We start from the raw sequence: 20,692 nt of genomic DNA, 5'->3' as shown, positions 1-20,692 counted from the left end.
ACTCCCCCGCTTCGCTCTTATTCGTGATCTGCCAGTACAGCAACGCCCGGCAGTTCTTTGCCTTCCATAAACTCCAGAGACGCTCCGCCACCTGTAGAAATGTGGGTCATCTGCTCGGCTACGCCTGCTTTTTCCACCGCAGCTACCGAATCGCCGCCGCCGATGATCGTCGTTCCTGTGCACGCAGCCATCGCTTTCGCTACGCCAATCGTGCCAGCTGCAAAAGCGTCCATTTCAAATACGCCCATAGGACCGTTCCAGACAACCGTTTTGGACTCTACGATTACACTGTGGTATTGCTCCACCGTTTTTGGCCCGATGTCGAGCGCCATCCAGCCTTCCGGAATCGCGTCGATCGCCACAACCTTTTTCTCGGCATCTGCCGCAAAACGGTCTGCGACAACGACGTCGACTGGCATCAGCAACTGGACGCCGCGCTCTTTTGCCTGCTCCATCAAGCTGCGCGCCAGATCGAGCTTGTCATCCTCACACAGCGAAGCACCGATGCCGTAGCCCTGTGCTTTGAGGAATGTATTCGCCATGCCGCCGCCGATGATCAAGTGATCCACTTTGGTCAGCAGATTTTCGATGACAGCAATTTTATCTTTGACCTTTGCTCCGCCGACGATCGCCGTAAATGGACGCTCCGGCTTGGACAAGGCTCCGCCCATGAAGCGAATTTCCTTTTCCATCAAAAGCCCCGCAACAGCCGGTATGTACTGGGCAATTCCTGCTGTAGAAGCATGTGCCCGGTGTGCGGCTCCAAAAGCGTCATTGACAAACAGATCGGCCAGCGCCGCAAAGCTTTTTGCCAGTTCTGGATCGTTCTTTTCTTCTCCCGCATGGAAGCGTACGTTTTCCAGCAAGATCACGTCGCCGTTTTCCATGCTTCCTACTACCGCTTCGACATCTGCCCCTGTGGAATCGTCAAGCTTACGGACTTCCTTGTCCAGGAGCGCAGACAAATGGGACGCGACAGGAGTAAGGCGCATCTCTTCGACTACTTGCCCCTTTGGACGGCCAAAATGGCTCGCCAGGATTACTTTCGCTCCTTTTTCTATCAGGAAACGGATGGTTGGCACAGCGGCACGGATGCGAGTATCATCTGTGATGGTCCCGTCCTGCATCGGCACATTAAAGTCGACACGGCAAAATACGCGCTTGCCTGCCAGCTCAACATCGCGGATAGATTTCTTGTTCATGAACGATCCTCCCAAATCAATGGCTTTTTATTCGGAAAAAACATATGGGAAAAGGGAGATTGCTCTCCCTTTTTTCACAACAGTTCTATTTTACGTGTTAGAAGCCGCGCTGTGCAACAAAATGACACAAGTCTACGACACGATTGGAATAACCCCACTCGTTGTCGTACCAGGAAACTACTTTTACCATGTTTCCTTCCAGTACCATAGTGGACAGAGCATCGATTGTGGAGGACGCCGGGTTTCCGTTGTAGTCGGACGATACAAGCGGGTCTTCGGAGTAGCCCAGAATGTTTTTCATCGGGCCTTCAGCTGCTTCTTTCAGCGCGCTGTTCACTTCATCAACCGTTACGTCAGCTTTCAGCTCAACGACCAGGTCGACAACCGACACGTTTGGAGTTGGCACGCGCATAGCGAAGCCGTTCAGCTTTCCTTTCAGCTCAGGCAGTACGAGCGCTACTGCTTTCGCTGCTCCAGTGGAGGTAGGAATGATGTTTTCCGCAGCGGCACGGGCACGACGCAAGTCTTTGTGCGGCAGGTCGAGAATTTGTTGGTCGTTGGTGTAGGAGTGAACGGTAGTCATCAAGCCGCGAACGATGCCGAATTTATCGTTGAGCACTTTGGCAAACGGAGCCAGGCAGTTCGTTGTGCAGGATGCATTGGAGATGACGGTGTGCTTCGCAGCATCGTATTTGTCTTCGTTTACACCCATAACGACCGTGATGTCTTCATTGGTAGCAGGGGCGGAAATGATGACTTTTTTCGCTCCGCCTTCCAGGTGCTTCGCTGCGTCTTCACGCTTCGTGAATCGGCCAGTAGACTCCACGACGATTTCCACGCCGTAGTCTGCCCATTTCAGTTGAGCAGGATCACGCTCTGCGAGAACCTTGATTTCTTTTCCGCCTACGATCAGCGTGTTTTCTCCCGCTTCTACGGAGAGATCCAGAACGCCGTGCACGGAATCGTATTTCAGCAGGTGAGCGAGCGTTTTCGCATCAGTCAGATCGTTTACTGCGACGATTTCCACGTTCGGATTGCCAAGTGCTGCGCGGAATACGTTGCGACCAATTCGTCCAAATCCGTTAATCCCTACTTTTACCATGAGAAAAACCTCCTGATCGTTAACTAGCTTTATTCTTTATGGCTATCATCCCACCTTCCGGAAGAAACCATCGGGTGGAGAGAATGGTGACAATCGGCAACAAAATGCTGAAAAATACAAAGGGCAACGTCTGTACGGTGGGAACTCCCAGCGTCAGAGCCATCATCATCGACAATCCGTTCCACGGAATCAGCACAGGCATGACTACCGTAGAATCGAGCATGGTTTTCCCCAGCAACTCGCGCCCTTTGCTCCATTGGGAGAATCGGTCCAAAAGCGTCGTTCCCAGCACCAGAATCGGAATGGTCTGGTTACAGCTGATGATGATGACCAGGAGCGACAAAGCAGTTGCTTTCGCTACCAGCAGCGTCGGATTTTTCGTCTCGCCCATCCATTTATCGACAATCGGAGCAAGAATTTGGGCCTGGTTCAATATGCCGTTCAAAAACCCTGCCAAAACAATCAGCAGCAGGACGTTCAAAATGGCAACCATCCCCCCGCCGTGTACAAGCTGATCCAGCCTTGTACCTGAGTGCAGCTCGTAGCCGTTCAGCATGGCGGAAAAAAACGTGCTGACATCAAGCTGCCCGTGAACGAGCACCATCACGGCACTGACGACAATGCCGAGCAAAAGAGCCGTTACGGCCTTGATCCGCAGGGCAAAAGACCCGATGAGGACAAGCAGCGGCAGCATGAGCAGCCAGTTAATCGAAAAGTGGCTCGTCAAAAGCTCCTGATACATTTGAATCATTTCGCCTGAACCTGCCTGTGACCGGAACAGGTCGAGAGCGAGAAACAAAACGGCGCATATGCCTGTGGCAAGCATGGCAGGACGTCTCGTTTTTCCATCTTGCGCTTCTGTCATCCCTACACTGGAGAGGACAAGCAGACGGCTGCTGGATATCGGTGAAAATCGTTCCCCCACCATCGCTCCCGAGATCAAGGCTCCGCCCGTAATCGCTGGCGATATCCCTGCTGCGTGGGCAATCCCCATCAAGGAAAGTCCGATGGTGCTAAGCGTGCCGACAGACGTTCCAAGCAGGTAACTGACTGCTCCTGTCAGCAAAAAGGAGAGAACGAACAAATAGTCGACGTTGACGATGGACAACCCGTAATAAATGATCGCGGGTATCGTTCCTCCCATCATCAAAAGCGGAATCAGCACGCCCACCAAAAACAGGATCATGAGAACCGGCTTCGTCTTCTTGACACCTTCCCAGCCAAAGCCGAATTGCTGCCTGATGGAAAAGCCCAGCTTTCTTACACTTACCAGTGTGACCAGGATCGCAAAAACAATCCCCCATGCGATCGGCAAACCGAGCGACAAACTGAGCACGATTCCCGCAATCATCGCCAGGATCGGCGTAACTTGCGCCATAGACATACGATCAACTTCCTTCCCCGTTACAATCGTGTGGACAAGAGTGCTCTTGCCGCTCCCTCATCTGTAATGAGTACATTCTGACACGATTGTTTGGCAAAGGAAAGAATCGCTTTTGCCTTGCTTTCGCCCCCTGCTATGGAAAGCACGGTTTCAGCCTTGTGCACTTCTTCCAACTGAAGTCCGATAGTCGGCATCCGGTGGACCGTTTCGCCTGCTTCATTAAAGTAGTAGCCAAACGCTTCGGATACCGCTCCCGCTTCTGCCAGATCAGCCAGCTCTTCTTCGGAGTAATTGCGCCGACGAGCCATGGCGATCGCGTCGCCAATCCCGTGCAGCACGATCCGCGTATTTTGCAAAAGCGCGAGAACGTCTTGCACCTGAGGCTCTTTGAGCAATGTTTGCAGCGCTTCCGGGTGCAACCGATCCGGCACGTGCAGCAGCCGATAAGTAGCCCCTGTCTTGGCAGCCATTGCGGCAGCGAGCGTGTTGGCTTGCAGCTCCACTCTCTCGCCCAGCCCGCCGCGAGCAGGTACGAACTGTACATGCTTGAACGAAGCGGAAGGCGTCAGGTGATTGGCTACGCTGGCAATCGAAGTGCCGCCAGTCACAGCGACAATATCGCCCTCTTGGATCGCTTGCTTCAAAACTCTCGCGCCTACGCGTCCAAGCTCGGCTTTGACCCAGGGAGACTGGTCTGCATCGCCCTGCACCACGATCACTTCCGGGATGCCGAGCTTCTTTTGCAGCCCTTCTGCCAAGTCCCGGAGGCCAAACAGCTCGCCGACAAGCGGCTCCATGTCGTCCAACACTTGCTGTCCTTCGCCGCTCAACTGCATTCCCGCAGCGGTAACCGTCAGAAGCCCTGTCTCTTTCAACAGCTCTACCTCGGAACGCAAAATGCGCTCGGTAGTGTTCATCGCCTGAGCAAGCCCTCTGCGCCCAATCGGCTGCAAGTGATAGATCGACCGGAGCAACATGTACCTTTCACGCAAGACCCTGGTCAGGTCAGGCAGCAACTTCTGTTGCAGTTCCAGTAAACGTCGCATGTGCTTACATCCTTGGCTGTAAAATTGATCGGGACGTTTTTTGTCCCTGTATATACATTTTTTGTCCCGATTCGTACAAAAAAAAGATCACTTGCTACAACTTGAATGTAGCATATCGCAGGCAAACATGCAAGCTCCCCCTGACCTAAATATTGGCACAGAGGGAGCTTTTTTCAGTCAATTCTGGCGCCTGGCAAATTCCGCTCGCAGCTCTTCCATGGTCACGACATGAGTGATCGAGCGAAATACGACCTCTCCATCAATCGCGACTACCGGAATCACCAGCATCATCTCTTCGTGCAACTGTTCATCGCTTTCAATATCCACGACGCTTAGCTGTAAAGGAAACTCCTCTGCCAAAGCGCGGATGATCAGTTCCACATCTTCGCACAGATGGCATTTTTTTCGTCCGTACAAGACAATTTCAAGCTGCCTGTTGTTCATTGGCTTTTAAAACCTCTTTCGTTTGGCCGAGGATGGAATCAGCATTTCCTCCCGATACTTGGCGACCGTGCGGCGAGAAATCTCGATTCCTTCTGCAAGCAGCATTTCCCCCAGCTTCTGGTCGGAGAGTGGCGCCTTGCGATCTTCCTGCTCAATCAGCGCCTTGATCCTGCGTTTTACGCTCTCGGAGGACGTTGCAGACCCGCTGGAAGTGGTGAGTGCCGAAGTGAAAAAGTATTTCAGCTCGAAAATTCCCCGCGGCGTTTGCACGTATTTGTTGCTGGTTGCCCGGCTGATCGTCGATTCATGCAAGCTGACGCGCTCGGCGATTTCCTTTTGCGTCATCGGCTTCAAATAATGGATGCCCCGGTCAAAAAAGTCGCGTTGCATGTCCACGATCGCCTGCGTTACGCGCATAAGAGTCAGACGGCGCTGTTCCAGACTTTTCGCCAGCCACATGGCGGCGTTGAGCTTGTCGTGGATAAACTGCTTCGCTTCTTCCTGGCTTTTTTGCTGACTGAGCATTTTTTCATAAAAGCTGTTGATTTTCAAGCGCGGAGCCGCCACATCGTTGACTAGCACCACGTACTCGCTGCCGACTTTTTCCACGGTCACGTCCGGGATGACGTATCTTGTCTCGGATTGAGAGAACTGAGCACCCGGTCTGGGATTCAGCGTCCGAACGAGATCCGCCATCGTCTGCACTTCCTGCGGCGTGCAACCCACTTTGTCGGCAATGCGCTGGTAACGGTTGTCTGCGAGGTCTTGCAGGTGGTTGCGGACGACCATGACGATCTTCTCGTCATCGAGCGCCAGGTGCTCCAGCTGCAACAGCAAACATTCCTCCAGACTGCGCGCCGCTACTCCTACCGGGTCAAAGTGCTGCAAGACCGACAGTACATCCTCAATCTCCAGCATCTCTACTCCGAGATTGCGGCTCGCTTCCTCCAGCGTTATTTCCAGGTAACCTTTTTCGTCCAGGTTTCCGATCAAAAACAGTGCGATTTGCCTTTGCAAAGGGGAGAAGCCCTTCACGTAGCCAAGCTGCCGCTCCAGATGCTCATACAAGTTTTCGCTGCCTTGCTGAACATAATCCAACGGGTTGTAAGTGCTTTCATTTTTTGCCGGAGAGTACTCACCCGTCGCGCGGTTGCCAACGATTTCCTTCCAGTCAATCTCTGGCGCCGGCTTTTCGGCTTTCGCCGAGGCCACTTCTCCCGCTACTTCCAGGTCGAATACAGGATTTTCGTTGGCCTGATCCTGCAAATAGGAAATCAGGTCAACAGCTGAGTATTGCAATATGGTAATGGCTTGACGCAATTCCGGCGTCATCACTAATTTCAGCGTCTGTTCTTGATACAACCCCAGTCCCATGTTCATGAAGTTCGCCCCCTTCCCACTGCTTCTTGCGAGATGTCTCTTTAATTTTCATTATATTCGTTCTCTCTTGCAATTTTCCTGCCAATTTTTGAAGATGATCTGCAAAAATTAATGCTCCGCTTCTGTTCACACTCATGAAAAAAAATCACACAAAATCTCGTTTTTCGTTTGCATTTTCCTGTGGTAATCCCTTATAATTGATTAGTGTCACCCATTCACATCATACGCCTGTAGCTCAGTGGATAGAGCAATGGTCTCCGGAACCATGTGCGGGGGTTCGATTCCCTTCAGGCGTACCATATGAAAAAAGACTGGACTCGTTCCAGTCTTTTTTGTTTTCCTTGGTCTGACCTTGTCTTTTTACCTGAAAGTCTGCGACAGCACATCCCCATCGCAGGCTCACAGGCAAACCATTCATTCGTTCTGCGCTACTGATCCAGCTCTTTCTGCGCCAGTTCTTTCCCCGGAAGCGGATCTACCTGCTCCGGTTTGCGGGCATAAGCTTTGTTTGTAATCAATATCGTGAGTCCGATGATGAGGACAAAGACAATCACCAACGCAACAATAAACCCCGTACTCATGCAAGACACCTCCGCCTGTTTTCCTTCTTTCATTATAGCCTATTTTTTCGTCCAGTTTGAACCGTCCTCCGTTTGCCAATTTTTCGTTTTCCATATTGTCCCTTTCTATTCTGAATTTGGTGATAGGAAAATAACCCCAATAGCTCGAATACTATGACTATCTTGACACGAATCTGCAAATCCAAATAATTGAATGCCAAGGCAGGATAGCTATGACAGATAAGCTCACGCCCACATACAAGTGGAAAAAAAGGCGCTCCCACCCCGACGCGGCGAGACTCTTCTTCCCGGATCAGATTTTGAAAGCATTTTTTCACTTTACGACAGACGCCATCTCGATCAGTGACATGAACAACCAGATCGTTTTGGTCAATCAGGCATTTGAACAGTATTACGGCTGGTCGCTTGCGGAAATCAACGCCTCCCCGTACTGCTTTATCCCGGACGAGCTTGTCAGCGAGACGAGACAGTTGTTTGATGCCGTCCGAAACATGGGCGTGCATTTGACCAACTACGAAACGATCCGCAGGCGAAAAGACGGCACGCAGGTGGAGGTTACGTTGTCCGCCGCCCCCATACGCGACGCAAACGGAAGCATCATCGCCGCTTCGTGCCTCACGCGAGACATTTCCGAGCGCAAACGGGTCGAAAAAGCGTTGCTTCAAACAGAAACCAAGTATCGACTGTTGATAGACCATACTCAAGATATCGTCACGATTTTCGACGAGTCGCTGAAGCGTGTCTACGTTTCCCCCTCTGTCGAGCAGCAATTGGGCTATTTGCCTTCCGAACTCGTCTCCCCCGGCAGCCTGGAGATTACACATCCAGACGATTTCCCCCTGCTTTTGACCAAGAAGCAAGAAATTTTCGAAAAGAATCAGCCGGTTTTCCTGGAATTTCGCTCCCGGCACAAAAATGGAACATGGATTTCTTTTGAGACACGCGGGATTCCCGTTGCTTCCGAGGATGGCACGGTGAAAAACGTCATGTTTGTCTCCCGCAATGTCATGGAGCGCAAAGTATCTGAAGCCGCCTTGTCCAAAATCAGAAAAGAAAGCCAACTTATCGCGGAGCATACGGACGATTTGATTTTGATTACCGACAAGCACGGAGACATCGTCCAGCTCTCTCCCTCATACGAGCGAGTCACGGGAACGATGAGGCATGCCGGCAAGCTGTCCTTCAAAAACATTCACCCGGATGATCTGGAGCGCGTCGACCTGCAATTTCAAGATTTAATGGAAACGCTGGAGCCGCGAACGTGTGAATTTCGCTATCGCACGGTGAGCGGCCACTGGCTCGTGCTGGAGGCAAAAGGAACCCCGATCCTGGCCGACAACGGCGAATGCGACGGCTTCATTATCGTTTCCCGCGATATTACCGAGCGGAGAAACAACGAGATGCTGCTGCGCAATGCCGAGAAACTCTCTGTCATCGGCGAGCTGGCAGCGGGCATCGCTCACGAAATCCGCAATCCGCTCACTTCGCTGCGCGGCTTTATTCAGCTGTTGAAGCCGACGCTGGTTGATCATCAAATGTACGCAGACATCATGCTTTCCGAGCTGGATCGAATCAATTTCATCGTCAGTGAGTTGCTCGTGCTCGCGAAGCCGCACAACGTCAAGATCAAATCTCTCCCGCTGGTCTTCTTGCTGAAAAATGTGCTGACCTTGCTGGCGTCAGAAGCAAACTTGAAGAACATCCGCTTCCACACCGCTTTTGGCTGCGATCCCCTCATCTCCGGGGAAGAAAACCAGCTCAAGCAAGTGTTTATCAACGTCATCAAAAATGCAATCGAGGCCATGAGCGGGCATGGAGATGTCACCCTGACCACTTCGGCAAAAGCCGCTGGCCAAGTGGTCATCACGATTACCGACAATGGCTGCGGCATACCGGAAGAGCTGCTTCCCAAGCTGGGCGAGCCTTTTTTCACGACCAAAGACAATGGAACCGGATTAGGGCTGATGATCAGCCGCAAAATCATCAAAGACCACGACGGCCATCTGGAAGTGAGCAGCAAGCCAGGTGAAGGAACTACGGTAAAAATCACGTTGCCGATTGTCGCCGCTGAAAAAGGGCTATCCTAAAGAAAGGCGTCAAGCCAAACCGCATGGAGGTGCCCGATGGATTTTACCAAGATGAGTACGAGTGAGTTCGTCGCCAAAATTCATGAATCACAAGCCAAAAACCTCAGAAGCCGCAAGCATCAAGGCTACGGCCATCCAGAAAAACGCCTGCCGAGCAAGCAAGGAATCTGGTAAACACAAAAACCCACCCAGGAGCTTATCGCTCGCTTGGGTGGGCTTTTGCTTATTGCGGGTCTTGCTTATTCAGGTTGCGATCTCGCTCGGACTTTTGCTTTTGCGTGCCCTGCGTCTTGCTGCTGTGTCCCTGATTGCCGCCGTTTTTCGTATTGCGATTGTTTGACATGCGAATCCCTCCTCATGTTAGCTGGTCTTCGTGCCAAACGTAGTATGTCCGAAACGGCCTGATCATACTGAGCGATTATTTCGCTTCCCCGATGTATACTTTTTGACCGTTCTCGTATTTGTACACATATACGGACGCGAACTCGTTGTCGCCTTTTTCGTTGAACGTTACGTTAACGAATTTGCCTTTGTAGTCTTTTGTTTTGTGCACAGCTTCCAGCACTTGCTCACGGGTTGGCTTTTTGCCGCCGTTCGCTTTGATCGCCTCTTCCAAACCGCTGAGCATTACACCCATGGAGTCATAGCCAAAGGATGTGAAGATACCCACTTTGTTGCCAGTCGATTTTTCAAAGTCTTCGATCCATTTCTTGCCTTCAGGTGTAGCCCCTACATCGCCGACAGTAGAAGTGAACACTACGTTGTTCGCGTTATCGGCACCAGCGATTTTCACCAGGTCAGCAGAGTCGTAGCCGTCTCCACCCATGAAGATGCCTTTGTAGCCTTTTTCGCGCGCTTGCTTCACGATAATGCCCGCATCGGAGTAGTAACCGCCGAAGTAGATCATTTCCGGATTTTTGGATACGATCTGGTTGATGACGGCACTGTAATCTTTCTCTCCAGCTGTTACCCCTTCAAAGCCGACAATTTCCACGCCGTCTTTTTCAAATTGCTTTTTCACTTCTTCAGCAAGCCCTTGACCGTAAGCAGCCTTGTCGTGCATGACGAACGCTGTTTTTACGCCCAGTTGGTTTTTCGCATAGATCGCTGCCTTGGAGCCTTGCTGGTCGTCACGCGCACAGATGCGGTGTACGATCTTTTTGCCTTGCTCCGTCAGGTCAGAGCCTGTCGCAGATGGCGATACCATGACGAGCTTCTCTTGATCGTATTGAGCAGCAGCAGTGATGGAGGCACCCGTTGTTGCGTGGCCTACAACCCCTACTACATCAGGATTGGAAATCAACATTTGTGCGACCGCTACCCCTTGTTTCGGGTCAGCCTGGTCGTCTTGTGCGGAAAGCTGTACTTCAAAGCCGAGTGCTTTGAACGCCTCTTGTTTTTCTTTCAGGGCATATTCAGCACCTGCTTTGGCCGTGCTTCCGTAATCGGAATATTGACCGGACATCGGACCGACTACAGCGATGACCAGTTTTTCCCCAGCCCCTCCGCCTCCGGTGCTTCCGCCGCCGTTTGCATTCGATTGTGGTGCGCTGGACTGGCCGCCCCCGCAGCCTGCAAGCAATGTCCCCAGTGCTACGGTAGCAGCCAGGATCGACAGTGATTTTTGTTTCTTCATAGCGAAACATCCCCCTCTTTATTTACGTGCAAACTATGAATCACTCTTTTATTGTAGGATATTTTAGAAAATTTGCAATAGAAATGATAATATTTTGGTTGTTTTATTGTGGAAGTTTATATTCCTGCATGATATATTTTCTGAAAATTAAATAAAATAGCCACACCCGTGAAAGGTGCGGCTTCTTTTTTGGTAAATATTTGTTACTCTTTGTATTTTTGGGAATACGCTTTGCACATAACGTATATAGCCACTACCACAAAGCCAACCAGCAACGCTACACTGGCAAACGTGGTTCCTTGCATTTTTGTAAGTCCCCTCTCGATTGCGCCTGCTTTTTCTCTATTATACGAGAAGCCACAGGGCAATCACAACGGAGGAATCATCCAAAGCGTTACTTGTTGATCTCGGTAGTCAGTTTGTATGTCCATGTTTTTGCATCGTAGGACACTTTTGCACCAAGCTCTTCCGCGATGAACACCAGCGGTACCAATACGCCACCAGTCACGGGACGCGGCGGGTTTGCTACACGGGTTTCTTTTCCGTTTTTGTATGCAAACGTGTTGTTTTCATACATGCGCAGGCCGTACTTGTTGTCTTTGGAAACCAGCAGCGATTTGGTTGTGGAATCCCAAGCAGCTGCACCGCCCAGTGCGACTGCCAAAGTGCTTGCATTGACATAAGCTACCCCGTTCTCAGTCACGATGTCCTGAGGAAATGGCAGCTCTTTGCCGTTAAGTTGAACCGTGATTTTGATTTGTTGTTTGGCAGGTGCCGTTTGAGCAAAAGCCGCTGTTGCAGCTACGCTTCCGGTCAGCAAAGCAGCTGTCAGCATCAATGTGGAAAACTTGCGAAGCATAATAAACACCCCTTGATTGTTATGAAATGAATTCCAATTTTGTGTTTTTCGACACAAATCTTCATATTCCTCCTTTTTTGTTCCATACTTTTCCTATGTAAAGGATTAGCCAATTATGCCAAAACTATGGGAATCAACGCATGCTATCCCGCGAACAAATGTTTTTGTGCACAACCTGTGGATAAAACTGTGGATAATTATAAAGATGGGAGGGTGCCTTCATGGCAGGCGAGCGATTTTTTCTGATATACCAGGAAGCCAGTGACGAAGAATGCCTGTTGACGATCCAGCCGTACAAAAATCAGCAGGAGCTGGCAGAAGCCATCAATCACTTATCGGCCTTGCAAATAGACGAGTATACGATCATCAAAGGGAAAAAAATGAAGGCGACGCTCAAGCTTGCCGTTGATCTGGCGGAAGCGGAGGACACAGAGGAAGAATGAAATCATTCGTTCCGCCATAGGTTTAGAGAGAGACAATTTGGCAACCATGGTAGGGAGGGCGTGCACTTATGTGTTTGACCTTCATTGACCTTTTGTGTATGATAATCTTACAAAGAGAGGAGGAAGACTAGATGCACATGAATTTGATTCCAACCGTCATTGAACAGACAAACCGCGGTGAACGTGCTTACGATATTTATTCGCGCCTGCTCAAAGACCGCATCATCTTTCTGGGAACTCCCATCAACGACACGGTAGCCAACATTGTGGTGGCCCAGCTGTTGTTCCTTCAGGCGGAAGATCCGGAGAAAGACATTCATCTGTACATAAATAGCCCGGGCGGTTCCATCACTGCCGGCATGGCGATTTACGATACGATGCACTTCATCAAACCTGACGTTTCCACCATTTGTATCGGAATGGCTGCTTCCATGGGAGCTTTCCTGTTGGCTGCCGGAACAAAAGGCAAGCGCTATGCCCTGCCGAACAGTGAAGTCATGATTCACCAGCCTCTGGGCGGTGCACAAGGTCAAGCAAGCGATATCGAAATCGCGGCAAAACGCATTTTGAAAATGCGCGACCACTTGAACACCATCCTGGCTGAACGGACAGGACAGCCACTGGAGCGCATCCAAAAAGATACGGATCGCGACAACTTCCTCTCCGCTGCGGAAGCAGTAGAGTACGGACTGATCGACAAAGTGATTACTTCAGAGCCATCTGCGAAAAAGTAACGACTTTCGTCACAAAAACACTCGTGCCAACGACTGGCCGAGTGTTTTTTGCATCTACTTCACAATTCCTCCAACTGGCTGACATACACAGTCAAGCTGTTGCCCGGATTTCTTTCCTGATGAATACGCGCTGTGGACGTCTTCTCATCGACAGAGTCGATCCATACCGATTCACCCTGGTATTCTACCTTTATTTTCTCAGGAGAATAAAGGATTGCCTGCGCTCTTGTCAGATCCATGGCTTCGTCCCTCTTATCGCTCGTTTTCTAAGGCTTGCTGCGCGGAGCTTGCCCCTGTCATCGTATCCACGCTGGTTTCTTCGATCAGACCGTTCTGATCAGAAACGATTCCGCCGCCAAGCCCTTCATTGATCATCCGGTCGATGTCCATGTCATAAGAATCCCGGCCTTCGTTGCAGCTATCCTGACACGTGTCACGATTGCTCATGAGTCATTCCTCCTTTTTGCGCTCTACATTGTTTAGCAATACCCTCCGTTCACGAAATTGATGCATGGGCATCTGTACAAAAAAAGACACTCCCCTTTCGGGACAGTGTCTTCATCCATCTTTCTACTCTTCCTTGCTTACCAACGTCGTGAGGCTCGATACTGCCTGGGAGGCATCCGGCCCTTCCGCCAAAATGGTAATCTCCGTTCCGGAGCTGATCGCGAGGCTCATGATACCCATGATGCTTTTCGCGTTAACTTTTTTGTTGCCTTTTTCTACGAATACTTCCGATACAAAGCGGTTGGCCTCCTGCACGAAAAAGGCAGCCGGACGAGCCTGCAAACCGGTCTTCAACTGAACCACAACCTGCTGTTGAACCATGAATGGACCTCCTTACTTGTAGACTATTATCCTTTAGTATAGCATGCAATTACATCGAAAGATTTTGTTTTTCTCGTATTTTGTCAGCGATTTCATTAATTTTTCGCAAGCGGTGATTAATTCCCGATTTGCTGACAACTCCACTCGGGACCATTTCCCCCAACTCTTTCAAATTGATATCGGGGTGAGCCACGCGAAGCTCCGCCACTTCCCGCAGACGTCTGGGCAAATTCTCCAGCCCCATTTCCTGATCGATGAGCTGAATGTTTTCCATTTGTCTTGTGGCAGCGTTTACCGTTTTGTTGATGTTGGCAATCTCGCAATTATGCAGCCGGTTTACAGAGTTTCGCATGTCCTTGACGATCCGGACATCTTCGAAGTACAAGAGAGCCTGATGCGCACCGATAAGACTTAAAAACTCGGTAATTCTCTCGCCCTCTTTTATATAGAGGACGTACCCTTTTTTCCGCTCGATGCACTTGGCATTTAGTTTATACCGATTGGCGATCTTGGTCAATGCTTCGCAGAAATCCTGGTAGGAAGTGAATATTTCCAGATGGTAGCTGGACGCTTCCGGGTGATTGACCGATCCGCCCGCCAGAAAAGCTCCACGCAGGTAGGCGGCCCGGCAACACGACTTTTTCACGATTTCAGGAGCGATCCCCGGTACGAACGAGAGACTGCTGTCCATGATCGCCAGGTTTTGCAAGATTTCATTGGCCTGGTTGGGTATACGCACGATGTAGACGTTATTCTTTTTCAGACGCATTTTTTTGCGGACGAGCAGCTCACAGTGCGTCTGAAACAGCTTTTTGATCAAGGTGTAAATCCTTCTGGCAATCGCCGCGTTTTCCGTCGTCACATCCAGCACCAGGCGTCCTGCCCCGAACTGCAAGCTCCCATTCATGCGGATCAAGGCAGACAATTCGGCCTTGTTGCAGCAATCGGCGCCCTCCATCATGGTCAGTTCTTTCTTGGTATGTGCGGCGAATGACATCGAACTTCACTACTCCTTCTCTATCTTCAGCACCTTTCGTCTGCGCTTGACGAGTGAAACGACTTGCTTGCTTACTGCATGCGCATCATGACGCAGGTAACCGTCCTCGAATGTGACCAGCGGCTTTGCAACAATATGCAAGCCGAGCTGACGCAGCTTTTTCAGATCGCACGGGACGGGAGCAGCTCCTTTTTCCGCGTATTTCTCCAATACGTGGTTCGGCAGCTCTGCTGAGTTGACAATGATCGTATCTAAAAATGATTCGTTAACATGTTCGTACATAACCTGCACATGCTTGGAGGCGGAAAAACCGTCCGTCTCTCCTGGCTGTGTCATTACATTGCAAATGTAAATCTTTGGGGCCGTAGAGCGTCTGAGCGCAGCAAACAAGCCTCGCACCAGCAAATTGGGCAGTATGCTCGTATACAAGCTGCCCGGGCCAATCAAAATGGCATCCGCCTCGGCGATGGCCAAAAGAGCTTCGCTCAGCGGCACAGCATCCACAGGATCAAGGAAAACCCGTTTGATTTCCTTGCCCGTCAGCGGTATTTGGGATTCGCCCACCACGATGGAGCCATCCGTCATCTCCGCTTTCAGACGAATGGATTGCGTAGATGCAGGCAGTACATCTCCTCGCACTGCCAAAACCCCGCTTAACGTTTTCACTGCGGTCACAAAATCTCCCGTGATTTCGTTCATCGCCGCAAGTAGTAGATTTCCCAAATTATGCCCTGCTAATCCCGTGCCTGAGGAAAAACGGTACTGCATGACTTTTTCCATCAACGGCTCCGTATCGGCCAAAGCAGTCAACACATTGCGAATGTCTCCCGGTGGCAGCATATCCATTTCCTCGCGCAGACGTCCCGAGCTTCCCCCATCGTCTGCTACGGTTACGATCGCTGTGATATGCACCGGCTCATGCTTCAGACCGCGCAAAAGGACGGACAGACCCGTTCCTCCGCCAATGACGACAATTCGTAATGGCCTTGACTGTAGCCTCCCCATTCCCTTAGTAGGCATATGTCACCTCATTATTTCTGATACAAATAAACAGGTGGCTATCTCATGTGCATCGTCTTGCTTTTTCTTCCTGCCATCCTATGCTCACTTGTTCTTTTCCATGTCTCGATGACTGACACGGATGGTAAAATCTTTTCCGAACGTCTCCCCCAAATGCTCGGCGATGGCGACTGAACGGTGTTTTCCTCCCGTGCATCCGATGCCGATCACCAACTGGCTTTTCCCTTCCCGCTGGTAATGCGGCAACGTATACGCCAAAAAGTCCGTCAGCTTCTCGATGAACTCTTTTGTTTCCTTGTGTTTCATCACGTAATCAGCCACTTCTGGATCACATCCGGTCTTGGGCCGCAATTCGTCCACGTAGTGAGGGTTTGGCAAAAACCGGACATCAAACATCAAGTCCGCGTCAATCGGCGTACCGTATTTAAAGCCAAACGACAATACATTGATCGTAAGGGGTGATCCTTGTTGTGCGTATTGGTTGATGATTTTTTCACGAAGCTGTGCCGGCTTCATTTGACTCGTATCGATAATCTGATGCGCCCAGCCCTTCATTTCCTGCAACAAGCGGCGCTCAGCATGTATTCCTTCCAGAGGGGAACCGTTCGGTGAAAGCGGATGTCTGCGACGGGTTTCCTTGTAACGGGAAACCAGCGTTTGATCGTTCGCATCGAGATAGAGGATGTGGTACGACAATCCCTCCATCTGCTCCAGACTCTCGATCGTTACGGACAGACTTTCGAAAAACTCCCGTCCCCGCAAATCGATAACCAAAGCGACACGCTCAATACTCCCGCCAGACTGTTTGACCAACTCGGCAAATTTGGGAATCAGTACAGGGGGCAGGTTGTCGACGCAAAAATAACCCAAATCCTCCAAGCTTTGTACAGCAACTGTTTTTCCCGCACCTGACATTCCGGTAATGATCAGGAGATTAATGGCCTTGTCGTTTCCCAATTCCGTCACGCAACTCGCCTCCTACGATTCTGACAATAGCATACCATAATCACTGCCCTATTCGCACCTTTTTGGGCGCTTCCCCACTTTTCCCATCTGTTTTTCCAAAGCGTACAAGCTGTTTTTGGACAAAAAAAGATGCGCGACTGCATTCTCAGCCACGCAACAATGTTTATATAGATAAGGGGGTCAATTCATTGTCTTTATCTTACCCTTGAATTATTTCACCCATGTTACAAGCACGTTAAGAGATTGTGACATTTTGTTCCTTTATCTTTTCGTTCAGCTCTTCCACGTAATGTTGCGCGGATTGAGCAGCGATCGAACCGTCTCCGGTCGCGGTTACGACTTGACGCAGCATTTTTTCACGAACGTCGCCGGCTGCGAACACGCCTTTTACTTTCGTGTACATTTTTTCATCAGTCAAAATGTAGCCAGCGTCATTGGTGATGCCCAGCGAACGGACGCTTTCTGTCAGTGGGTCCATACCTACGTAGATGAACACGCCATCTGTCGCAAACTCGCTTTGCTCACCTGTTTTGGTGTTTTCCAAAAGAACGGATTGAACTTTTCCTTCACCGCGAATTTCTTTGACGGCGGAATCCCAGATCACTTCGATCTTTTCGTTTTCAAAAGCGCGTTTTTGCAAGATTTTTTGGGCGCGGAACTGATCACGACGGTGTACGATCGTTACTTTGGAAGCAAAGCGGGTCAAGAATACGGCTTCCTCAACCGCAGAGTCTCCGCCGCCTACTACAACCAGCTCTTTGTTGCGGAAGAAAGCTCCGTCACATACCGCGCAATACGAAACGCCGCGGCCGGACAGTTCTTTTTCTCCCGGCACTCCGAGCAGACGGTGCTCTGCTCCGGTAGCAACGATCACAGATTTCGCCAAGTATTCCTTGTCGCCTGCGATGACGCGTTTGTACGGCTCTTCATCGCGGATTTCCTTGATCTCGCCATAAGCGTATTCAGCGCCGAATGACTGCGCATGTTCAAACATTTTGGTAGACAGGTCAGGTCCGAGAATGGAGCTGAATCCTGGATAGTTCTCGATTTCCTCGGTGTTGGCCATCTGACCGCCCGGGATGCCTCTCTCCAGCATCAAAGTGCTCATATTGGCGCGGGAAGTGTATACAGCAGCCGTCATACCAGCAGGGCCGGCTCCGGCGATGATCACATCATAAACTTTTTGATCGCTCATATATGTTGCCTCCTCGTCTGACACGCTTCTTTATTTATAGTTATTATAAAGTAATAATCTATTTAAAATCAAGCGTCGACAATACTTTGACACACTTCGAGACGGTTGCAGCCGAAACTCCGTACTTTTGAGCCAGGTGCGCTTGCGACTTCTTGCTGTTTACCACAGTTCCGTATACATATTCTAATGCAGCGATCCATGCAACTGCTTTCCGCACTTGTACTTGGCTGAGCATATATTCATGATGCACGTTCCACACCTGAAGGCACCACTCTCCTGCCTCCTGCTGGCCCTCTGCGATCAAGTAGCGGTGAATGCCCTCTTCCACACTCATCTCACCTTGTACGATCCCCGTGTGGCTGGCGTGCTTTGCCGAGTCCGGCGCATCCTCAGGCATCGCCGCCCCCATGTCAGCCAAAGCGAGCAACGCCAGCTTTTGCAGTTGAGGGTTGTCCGTCTGGTAGTAAAACTGGCGAACGGCATGTTCAGCCTCGTCATCGCCGATCAACGACAAAGTTTGCAAAACGGCGAATTTGACTTCGTCCCGCCCATGCTGCAAAGCCCACAAAAGCGAAGCACGAATCATCGGATCGTTTTTGAAATCCTCTACTCCCGTAAAAGGCGCTTTTTCCCACGAAACATCGCGTTGCGGAGGATTGTATTGATAAGGGATCGGCTTTATAGTTTCCCCTTCTTGCTCGCTTTTTACCATGTGAATGTACTGGTCAGCAATTCCGGATTCCGGGTCCATCTGCTTTGCTTTTTGCCACCAGCGCAGTGCCTGCTCTTTTCGTCCGCTCAAATACGCCGAGATCGCCGCGTAGTGGTACGTGCAAGCCTCGTGCGGACGGCCAGCGCGCAGCATTCGCTGATAGTGGAAGAAAGCTTCGTCATGCTGTCCCAGGACTCCCATGGTCGTCGCCAGCTTGTAGGTGTTCTCCGGATGGAACGGCACGACTTTTTTGAGCATGTCCATCAAAGCCAGCAGCTCAACAGTATGGTTGTGATGGGAGAGCAAAACAGCCAGATTGCACAAGGCATGCAAATTGCCATGCTCTTTTTCCAGCGTCTTCTCGATCGTCTCCATCGCTTGCTGGAAGTCGCCCACGTAATAATAGGCGAGGGACAAATTGTTCCAGGCTGGCAAAAAGTCAGGGTCGGCTTCCACGATTTCTTTCAAAATGTCCAAAGCCTCCAGGAAGCGACCTTCTTCCAAGCTTCGACGTGCCCGCTCATGTTTGCTGTACACATCTTCATTTTCGCTCGGGAGAAAATGTCGCGGCGGCAAGTCCAGCTCGAAGTAAATGTAATCGAGCAGTTCTTCCGCTTCCTCCCGATAATGTCCGTTGCCGGCTTCCTGCAAATAGCGCACAGCCATTTCTTCAGCCATCTGGTAATCTTCGAGATTGGCGTAGTTGTTCGCCATGTAGAAATACACTTCTACCATGGACGGGTCCCATTTTTCTATAACCTCATAGAGGACTTCATTCGATGCTTCAAACTGCCCCGTCTCAGCAAGGGCACTAGCCAAATGACAGTGGCACTCAGCGTTGGCTGGTTCCATCTCAACAGCCCGCCGAAACGATCGCAGTGCTTTCTCATAGTCGTACCGATTCAAAAAGCGCATACCACGGTCAACAAAAAAAGTGGCATCTTGTTTGAAGTCAACGACAGTCGTTTTTTTCAAAATACTTTTGGTATGTTTCATAAAACCTCCAACATCGTAGGAGCAGCACTTCAAGTATCGTACCAGAAGCGGTGCCAGCCTACAAGCTGACTCGTCTTTTAAAGTGTTCATTTCACAGGTAAAAGCAGGAAAACACCACTGGCGCATAGCAAGTGGTGTTTACGAACGGAAATGGAGCGGACGACGGGTCTCGAACCCGCGACCTTCGCCTTGGCAAGGCGACGCTCTACCAATTGAGCTACGTCCGCATAGTTTATCGTGTTTTCTTTTTCTATGTTTTGTAAAAACTGGTGAGCCATGAAGGACTCGAACCTTCGACCCTCTGATTAAAAGTCAGATGCTCTACCAACTGAGCTAATGGCTCTCACATGGTGGCTCGGGACGGAATCGAACCGCCGACACGAGGATTTTCAGTCCTCTGCTCTACCGACTGAGCTACCGAGCCACATACTTTTTCGCCATTTCTTCTCTAGAAACAAGAAATGGCGGAGCTGACGGGACTCGAACCCGCGACCTCCGGTGTGACAGACCGGCGTGAACTCCAACTTCACCACAGCTCCATTATGGAAGGTTTTGTTCCTTCAAAACTGAATACGCATGATTGCTAAGCATGTGTGGATAAGTCCTCGACCGATTAGTATTCGTCAGCTCCACGCGTTACCGCGCTTCCACACCGAACCTATCAACCTCATCGTCTATGAGGGGTCTTACCAGCTTGCGCTGTGGGAAGTCTCATCTTGGAGGGGGCTTCACGCTTAGATGCTTTCAGCGCTTATCCCGTCCGCACATAGCTACCCAGCTGTGCCACTGGCGTGACAACTGGTGCACCAGCGGTGCGTCCATCCCGGTCCTCTCGTACTAAGGACAGCTCTCCTCAAACTTCCTGCGCCCGCGACAGATAGGGACCGAACTGTCTCACGACGTTCTGAACCCAGCTCGCGTACCGCTTTAATGGGCGAACAGCCCAACCCTTGGGACCTACTTCAGCCCCAGGATGCGATGAGCCGACATCGAGGTGCCAAACCTCCCCGTCGATGTGGACTCTTGGGGGAGATAAGCCTGTTATCCCCAGGGTAGCTTTTATCCGTTGAGCGATGGCCC

Annotated in this window: 21 protein-coding genes, 5 tRNA genes and 1 rRNA gene (1 of these 27 running past the window's edge); 5 read left to right on the top strand and 22 right to left on the bottom strand. The window is 50.6% G+C overall.

The window, feature by feature from the left end:
* Window positions 1-17: 17 nt before the first annotated feature.
* From IRJ17_RS07610 to rpoN, 6 genes are all read right to left on the bottom strand, one after another.
* On the bottom strand, window positions 18-1,202 hold the full coding sequence (locus IRJ17_RS07610; RefSeq protein WP_242774056.1) for a phosphoglycerate kinase: 1,185 nt from the start codon (window positions 1,200-1,202) through the stop codon (window positions 18-20).
* Between the two features lie 97 nt (window positions 1,203-1,299).
* Window positions 1,300-2,304: a type I glyceraldehyde-3-phosphate dehydrogenase gene (gene gap / locus IRJ17_RS07605; protein ID WP_063230979.1), complete on the bottom strand. Its 1,005-nt coding sequence runs from the start codon at window positions 2,302-2,304 to the stop codon at window positions 1,300-1,302.
* Window positions 2,305-2,323: 19 nt separating this feature from the next.
* Window positions 2,324-3,688: a Na+/H+ antiporter NhaC family protein gene (locus IRJ17_RS07600; protein WP_242774054.1), complete on the bottom strand. Its 1,365-nt coding sequence runs from the start codon at window positions 3,686-3,688 to the stop codon at window positions 2,324-2,326.
* 20 nt (window positions 3,689-3,708) lie between these two features.
* Window positions 3,709-4,734, bottom strand: a complete 1,026-nt coding sequence (locus tag IRJ17_RS07595) for a sugar-binding transcriptional regulator (RefSeq protein WP_122963672.1) — start codon at window positions 4,732-4,734, stop codon at window positions 3,709-3,711.
* 177 nt (window positions 4,735-4,911) lie between these two features.
* On the bottom strand, window positions 4,912-5,178 hold the full coding sequence (locus tag IRJ17_RS07590; RefSeq protein ID WP_173597711.1) for a glutaredoxin family protein: 267 nt from the start codon (window positions 5,176-5,178) through the stop codon (window positions 4,912-4,914).
* Window positions 5,179-5,184: 6 nt separating this feature from the next.
* On the bottom strand, window positions 5,185-6,558 hold the full coding sequence (gene rpoN / locus IRJ17_RS07585) for an RNA polymerase factor sigma-54 (RefSeq protein ID WP_173597712.1): 1,374 nt from the start codon (window positions 6,556-6,558) through the stop codon (window positions 5,185-5,187).
* A 224-nt stretch (window positions 6,559-6,782) separates the two neighbouring features.
* Here rpoN and IRJ17_RS07580 point away from each other — a divergent pair.
* Window positions 6,783-6,857, top strand: a tRNA-Arg gene (locus IRJ17_RS07580).
* 129 nt (window positions 6,858-6,986) lie between these two features.
* Here IRJ17_RS07580 and IRJ17_RS07575 read toward each other — a convergent pair.
* On the bottom strand, window positions 6,987-7,139 hold the full coding sequence (locus tag IRJ17_RS07575) for a hypothetical protein (protein WP_167470261.1): 153 nt from the start codon (window positions 7,137-7,139) through the stop codon (window positions 6,987-6,989).
* 212 nt (window positions 7,140-7,351) lie between these two features.
* Here IRJ17_RS07575 and IRJ17_RS07570 point away from each other — a divergent pair, with 212 nt between their 5' ends.
* Window positions 7,352-9,226: a PAS domain-containing sensor histidine kinase gene (locus IRJ17_RS07570; protein WP_242774052.1), complete on the top strand. Its 1,875-nt coding sequence runs from the start codon at window positions 7,352-7,354 to the stop codon at window positions 9,224-9,226.
* Window positions 9,227-9,262: 36 nt separating this feature from the next.
* Entirely contained in the window at window positions 9,263-9,400 is a 138-nt protein-coding gene (locus tag IRJ17_RS07565; RefSeq protein WP_083955789.1) for a DUF4023 domain-containing protein, read from the top strand.
* Window positions 9,401-9,644: 244 nt separating this feature from the next.
* Here the strand turns inward: IRJ17_RS07565 and IRJ17_RS07560 are convergent, their stop codons facing one another.
* Both IRJ17_RS07560 and IRJ17_RS07555 read right to left on the bottom strand, forming a co-directional pair.
* A complete protein-coding gene (locus IRJ17_RS07560; RefSeq protein WP_173597714.1) occupies window positions 9,645-10,862 on the bottom strand; it encodes a branched-chain amino acid ABC transporter substrate-binding protein in 1,218 nt (405 codons plus the stop codon).
* A 394-nt stretch (window positions 10,863-11,256) separates the two neighbouring features.
* Window positions 11,257-11,721, bottom strand: coding sequence for a copper amine oxidase N-terminal domain-containing protein (locus IRJ17_RS07555; RefSeq protein WP_122963665.1), 465 nt, complete (start codon window positions 11,719-11,721; stop codon window positions 11,257-11,259).
* A 221-nt stretch (window positions 11,722-11,942) separates the two neighbouring features.
* Between IRJ17_RS07555 and IRJ17_RS07550 the strand changes: the two genes are divergently transcribed.
* Together IRJ17_RS07550 and clpP are read left to right on the top strand one after the other, a co-directional pair.
* Window positions 11,943-12,164 carry a hypothetical protein gene (locus IRJ17_RS07550; protein WP_063230986.1) on the top strand — a complete coding sequence of 74 codons (222 nt, stop codon included), beginning with the start codon at window positions 11,943-11,945 and terminating at the stop codon, window positions 12,162-12,164.
* Window positions 12,165-12,295: 131 nt separating this feature from the next.
* A complete protein-coding gene (gene clpP, locus IRJ17_RS07545; RefSeq protein ID WP_063230987.1) occupies window positions 12,296-12,898 on the top strand; it encodes an ATP-dependent Clp endopeptidase proteolytic subunit ClpP in 603 nt (200 codons plus the stop codon).
* Window positions 12,899-12,957: 59 nt separating this feature from the next.
* Here clpP and IRJ17_RS07540 read toward each other — a convergent pair whose 3' ends face one another.
* The 13 genes from IRJ17_RS07540 to IRJ17_RS07480 all read right to left on the bottom strand — a co-directional run.
* On the bottom strand, window positions 12,958-13,137 hold the full coding sequence (locus IRJ17_RS07540) for an H-type small acid-soluble spore protein (protein WP_122963663.1): 180 nt from the start codon (window positions 13,135-13,137) through the stop codon (window positions 12,958-12,960).
* Window positions 13,138-13,150: 13 nt separating this feature from the next.
* Window positions 13,151-13,345 carry a hypothetical protein gene (locus IRJ17_RS07535; RefSeq protein ID WP_063230989.1) on the bottom strand — a complete coding sequence of 65 codons (195 nt, stop codon included), beginning with the start codon at window positions 13,343-13,345 and terminating at the stop codon, window positions 13,151-13,153.
* A 123-nt stretch (window positions 13,346-13,468) separates the two neighbouring features.
* Window positions 13,469-13,726: an HPr family phosphocarrier protein gene (locus IRJ17_RS07530; RefSeq protein WP_173599431.1), complete on the bottom strand. Its 258-nt coding sequence runs from the start codon at window positions 13,724-13,726 to the stop codon at window positions 13,469-13,471.
* 49 nt (window positions 13,727-13,775) lie between these two features.
* Window positions 13,776-14,723, bottom strand: coding sequence for a DNA-binding protein WhiA (whiA, locus tag IRJ17_RS07525; RefSeq protein WP_122963662.1), 948 nt, complete (start codon window positions 14,721-14,723; stop codon window positions 13,776-13,778).
* 9 nt (window positions 14,724-14,732) lie between these two features.
* Window positions 14,733-15,743: a gluconeogenesis factor YvcK family protein gene (locus tag IRJ17_RS07520; protein ID WP_122963661.1), complete on the bottom strand. Its 1,011-nt coding sequence runs from the start codon at window positions 15,741-15,743 to the stop codon at window positions 14,733-14,735.
* Between the two features lie 84 nt (window positions 15,744-15,827).
* Window positions 15,828-16,709, bottom strand: a complete 882-nt coding sequence (gene rapZ / locus IRJ17_RS07515; protein WP_122963660.1) for an RNase adapter RapZ — start codon at window positions 16,707-16,709, stop codon at window positions 15,828-15,830.
* Between the two features lie 235 nt (window positions 16,710-16,944).
* On the bottom strand, window positions 16,945-17,904 hold the full coding sequence (gene trxB / locus IRJ17_RS07510) for a thioredoxin-disulfide reductase (protein ID WP_063230994.1): 960 nt from the start codon (window positions 17,902-17,904) through the stop codon (window positions 16,945-16,947).
* A gap of 58 nt (window positions 17,905-17,962) precedes the next feature.
* On the bottom strand, window positions 17,963-19,612 hold the full coding sequence (locus IRJ17_RS07505; RefSeq protein ID WP_122963658.1) for a tetratricopeptide repeat protein: 1,650 nt from the start codon (window positions 19,610-19,612) through the stop codon (window positions 17,963-17,965).
* 151 nt (window positions 19,613-19,763) lie between these two features.
* A tRNA-Gly gene (locus IRJ17_RS07500) sits at window positions 19,764-19,839 on the bottom strand.
* Window positions 19,840-19,879: 40 nt separating this feature from the next.
* Window positions 19,880-19,955, bottom strand: a tRNA-Lys gene (locus IRJ17_RS07495).
* A gap of 5 nt (window positions 19,956-19,960) precedes the next feature.
* Window positions 19,961-20,036, bottom strand: a tRNA-Phe gene (locus tag IRJ17_RS07490).
* 38 nt (window positions 20,037-20,074) lie between these two features.
* Window positions 20,075-20,151: transfer RNA gene (locus tag IRJ17_RS07485), tRNA-Asp, on the bottom strand.
* Window positions 20,152-20,205: 54 nt separating this feature from the next.
* Window positions 20,206-20,692, bottom strand: a 23S ribosomal RNA gene (locus tag IRJ17_RS07480); it runs 2,420 nt beyond the window's last position.

The organism is Brevibacillus parabrevis, from assembly GCF_022701015.1.
Lineage (GTDB): Bacteria > Bacillota > Bacilli > Brevibacillales > Brevibacillaceae > Brevibacillus > Brevibacillus parabrevis.
This window is presented reverse-complemented; position numbering and strand designations above follow the sequence as displayed.

Bases quoted from the DNA above. Each gene is read 5' to 3' on its own strand.
- IRJ17_RS07610 (WP_242774056.1), bottom strand. From the start codon at position 1,202: ATGAACAAGAAATCTATCCGCGATGTTGAGCTGGCAGGCAAGCGCGTA.
- gap (WP_063230979.1), bottom strand. From the start codon at position 2,304: ATGGTAAAAGTAGGGATTAACGGATTTGGACGAATTGGTCGCAACGTA.
- IRJ17_RS07600 (WP_242774054.1), bottom strand. From the start codon at position 3,688: ATGTCTATGGCGCAAGTTACGCCGATCCTGGCGATGATTGCGGGAATC.
- IRJ17_RS07595 (WP_122963672.1), bottom strand. From the start codon at position 4,734: ATGCGACGTTTACTGGAACTGCAACAGAAGTTGCTGCCTGACCTGACC.
- IRJ17_RS07590 (WP_173597711.1), bottom strand. From the start codon at position 5,178: ATGAACAACAGGCAGCTTGAAATTGTCTTGTACGGACGAAAAAAATGC.
- rpoN (WP_173597712.1), bottom strand. From the start codon at position 6,558: ATGAACATGGGACTGGGGTTGTATCAAGAACAGACGCTGAAATTAGTG.
- IRJ17_RS07575 (WP_167470261.1), bottom strand. From the start codon at position 7,139: ATGAGTACGGGGTTTATTGTTGCGTTGGTGATTGTCTTTGTCCTCATC.
- IRJ17_RS07570 (WP_242774052.1), top strand. From the start codon at position 7,352: ATGACAGATAAGCTCACGCCCACATACAAGTGGAAAAAAAGGCGCTCC.
- IRJ17_RS07565 (WP_083955789.1), top strand. From the start codon at position 9,263: ATGGATTTTACCAAGATGAGTACGAGTGAGTTCGTCGCCAAAATTCAT.
- IRJ17_RS07560 (WP_173597714.1), bottom strand. From the start codon at position 10,862: ATGAAGAAACAAAAATCACTGTCGATCCTGGCTGCTACCGTAGCACTG.
- IRJ17_RS07555 (WP_122963665.1), bottom strand. From the start codon at position 11,721: ATGCTTCGCAAGTTTTCCACATTGATGCTGACAGCTGCTTTGCTGACC.
- IRJ17_RS07550 (WP_063230986.1), top strand. From the start codon at position 11,943: ATGGCAGGCGAGCGATTTTTTCTGATATACCAGGAAGCCAGTGACGAA.
- clpP (WP_063230987.1), top strand. From the start codon at position 12,296: ATGCACATGAATTTGATTCCAACCGTCATTGAACAGACAAACCGCGGT.
- IRJ17_RS07540 (WP_122963663.1), bottom strand. From the start codon at position 13,137: ATGGATCTGACAAGAGCGCAGGCAATCCTTTATTCTCCTGAGAAAATA.
- IRJ17_RS07535 (WP_063230989.1), bottom strand. From the start codon at position 13,345: ATGAGCAATCGTGACACGTGTCAGGATAGCTGCAACGAAGGCCGGGAT.
- IRJ17_RS07530 (WP_173599431.1), bottom strand. From the start codon at position 13,726: ATGGTTCAACAGCAGGTTGTGGTTCAGTTGAAGACCGGTTTGCAGGCT.
- whiA (WP_122963662.1), bottom strand. From the start codon at position 14,723: ATGTCATTCGCCGCACATACCAAGAAAGAACTGACCATGATGGAGGGC.
- IRJ17_RS07520 (WP_122963661.1), bottom strand. From the start codon at position 15,743: ATGCCTACTAAGGGAATGGGGAGGCTACAGTCAAGGCCATTACGAATT.
- trxB (WP_063230994.1), bottom strand. From the start codon at position 17,904: ATGAGCGATCAAAAAGTTTATGATGTGATCATCGCCGGAGCCGGCCCT.
- IRJ17_RS07505 (WP_122963658.1), bottom strand. From the start codon at position 19,612: ATGAAACATACCAAAAGTATTTTGAAAAAAACGACTGTCGTTGACTTC.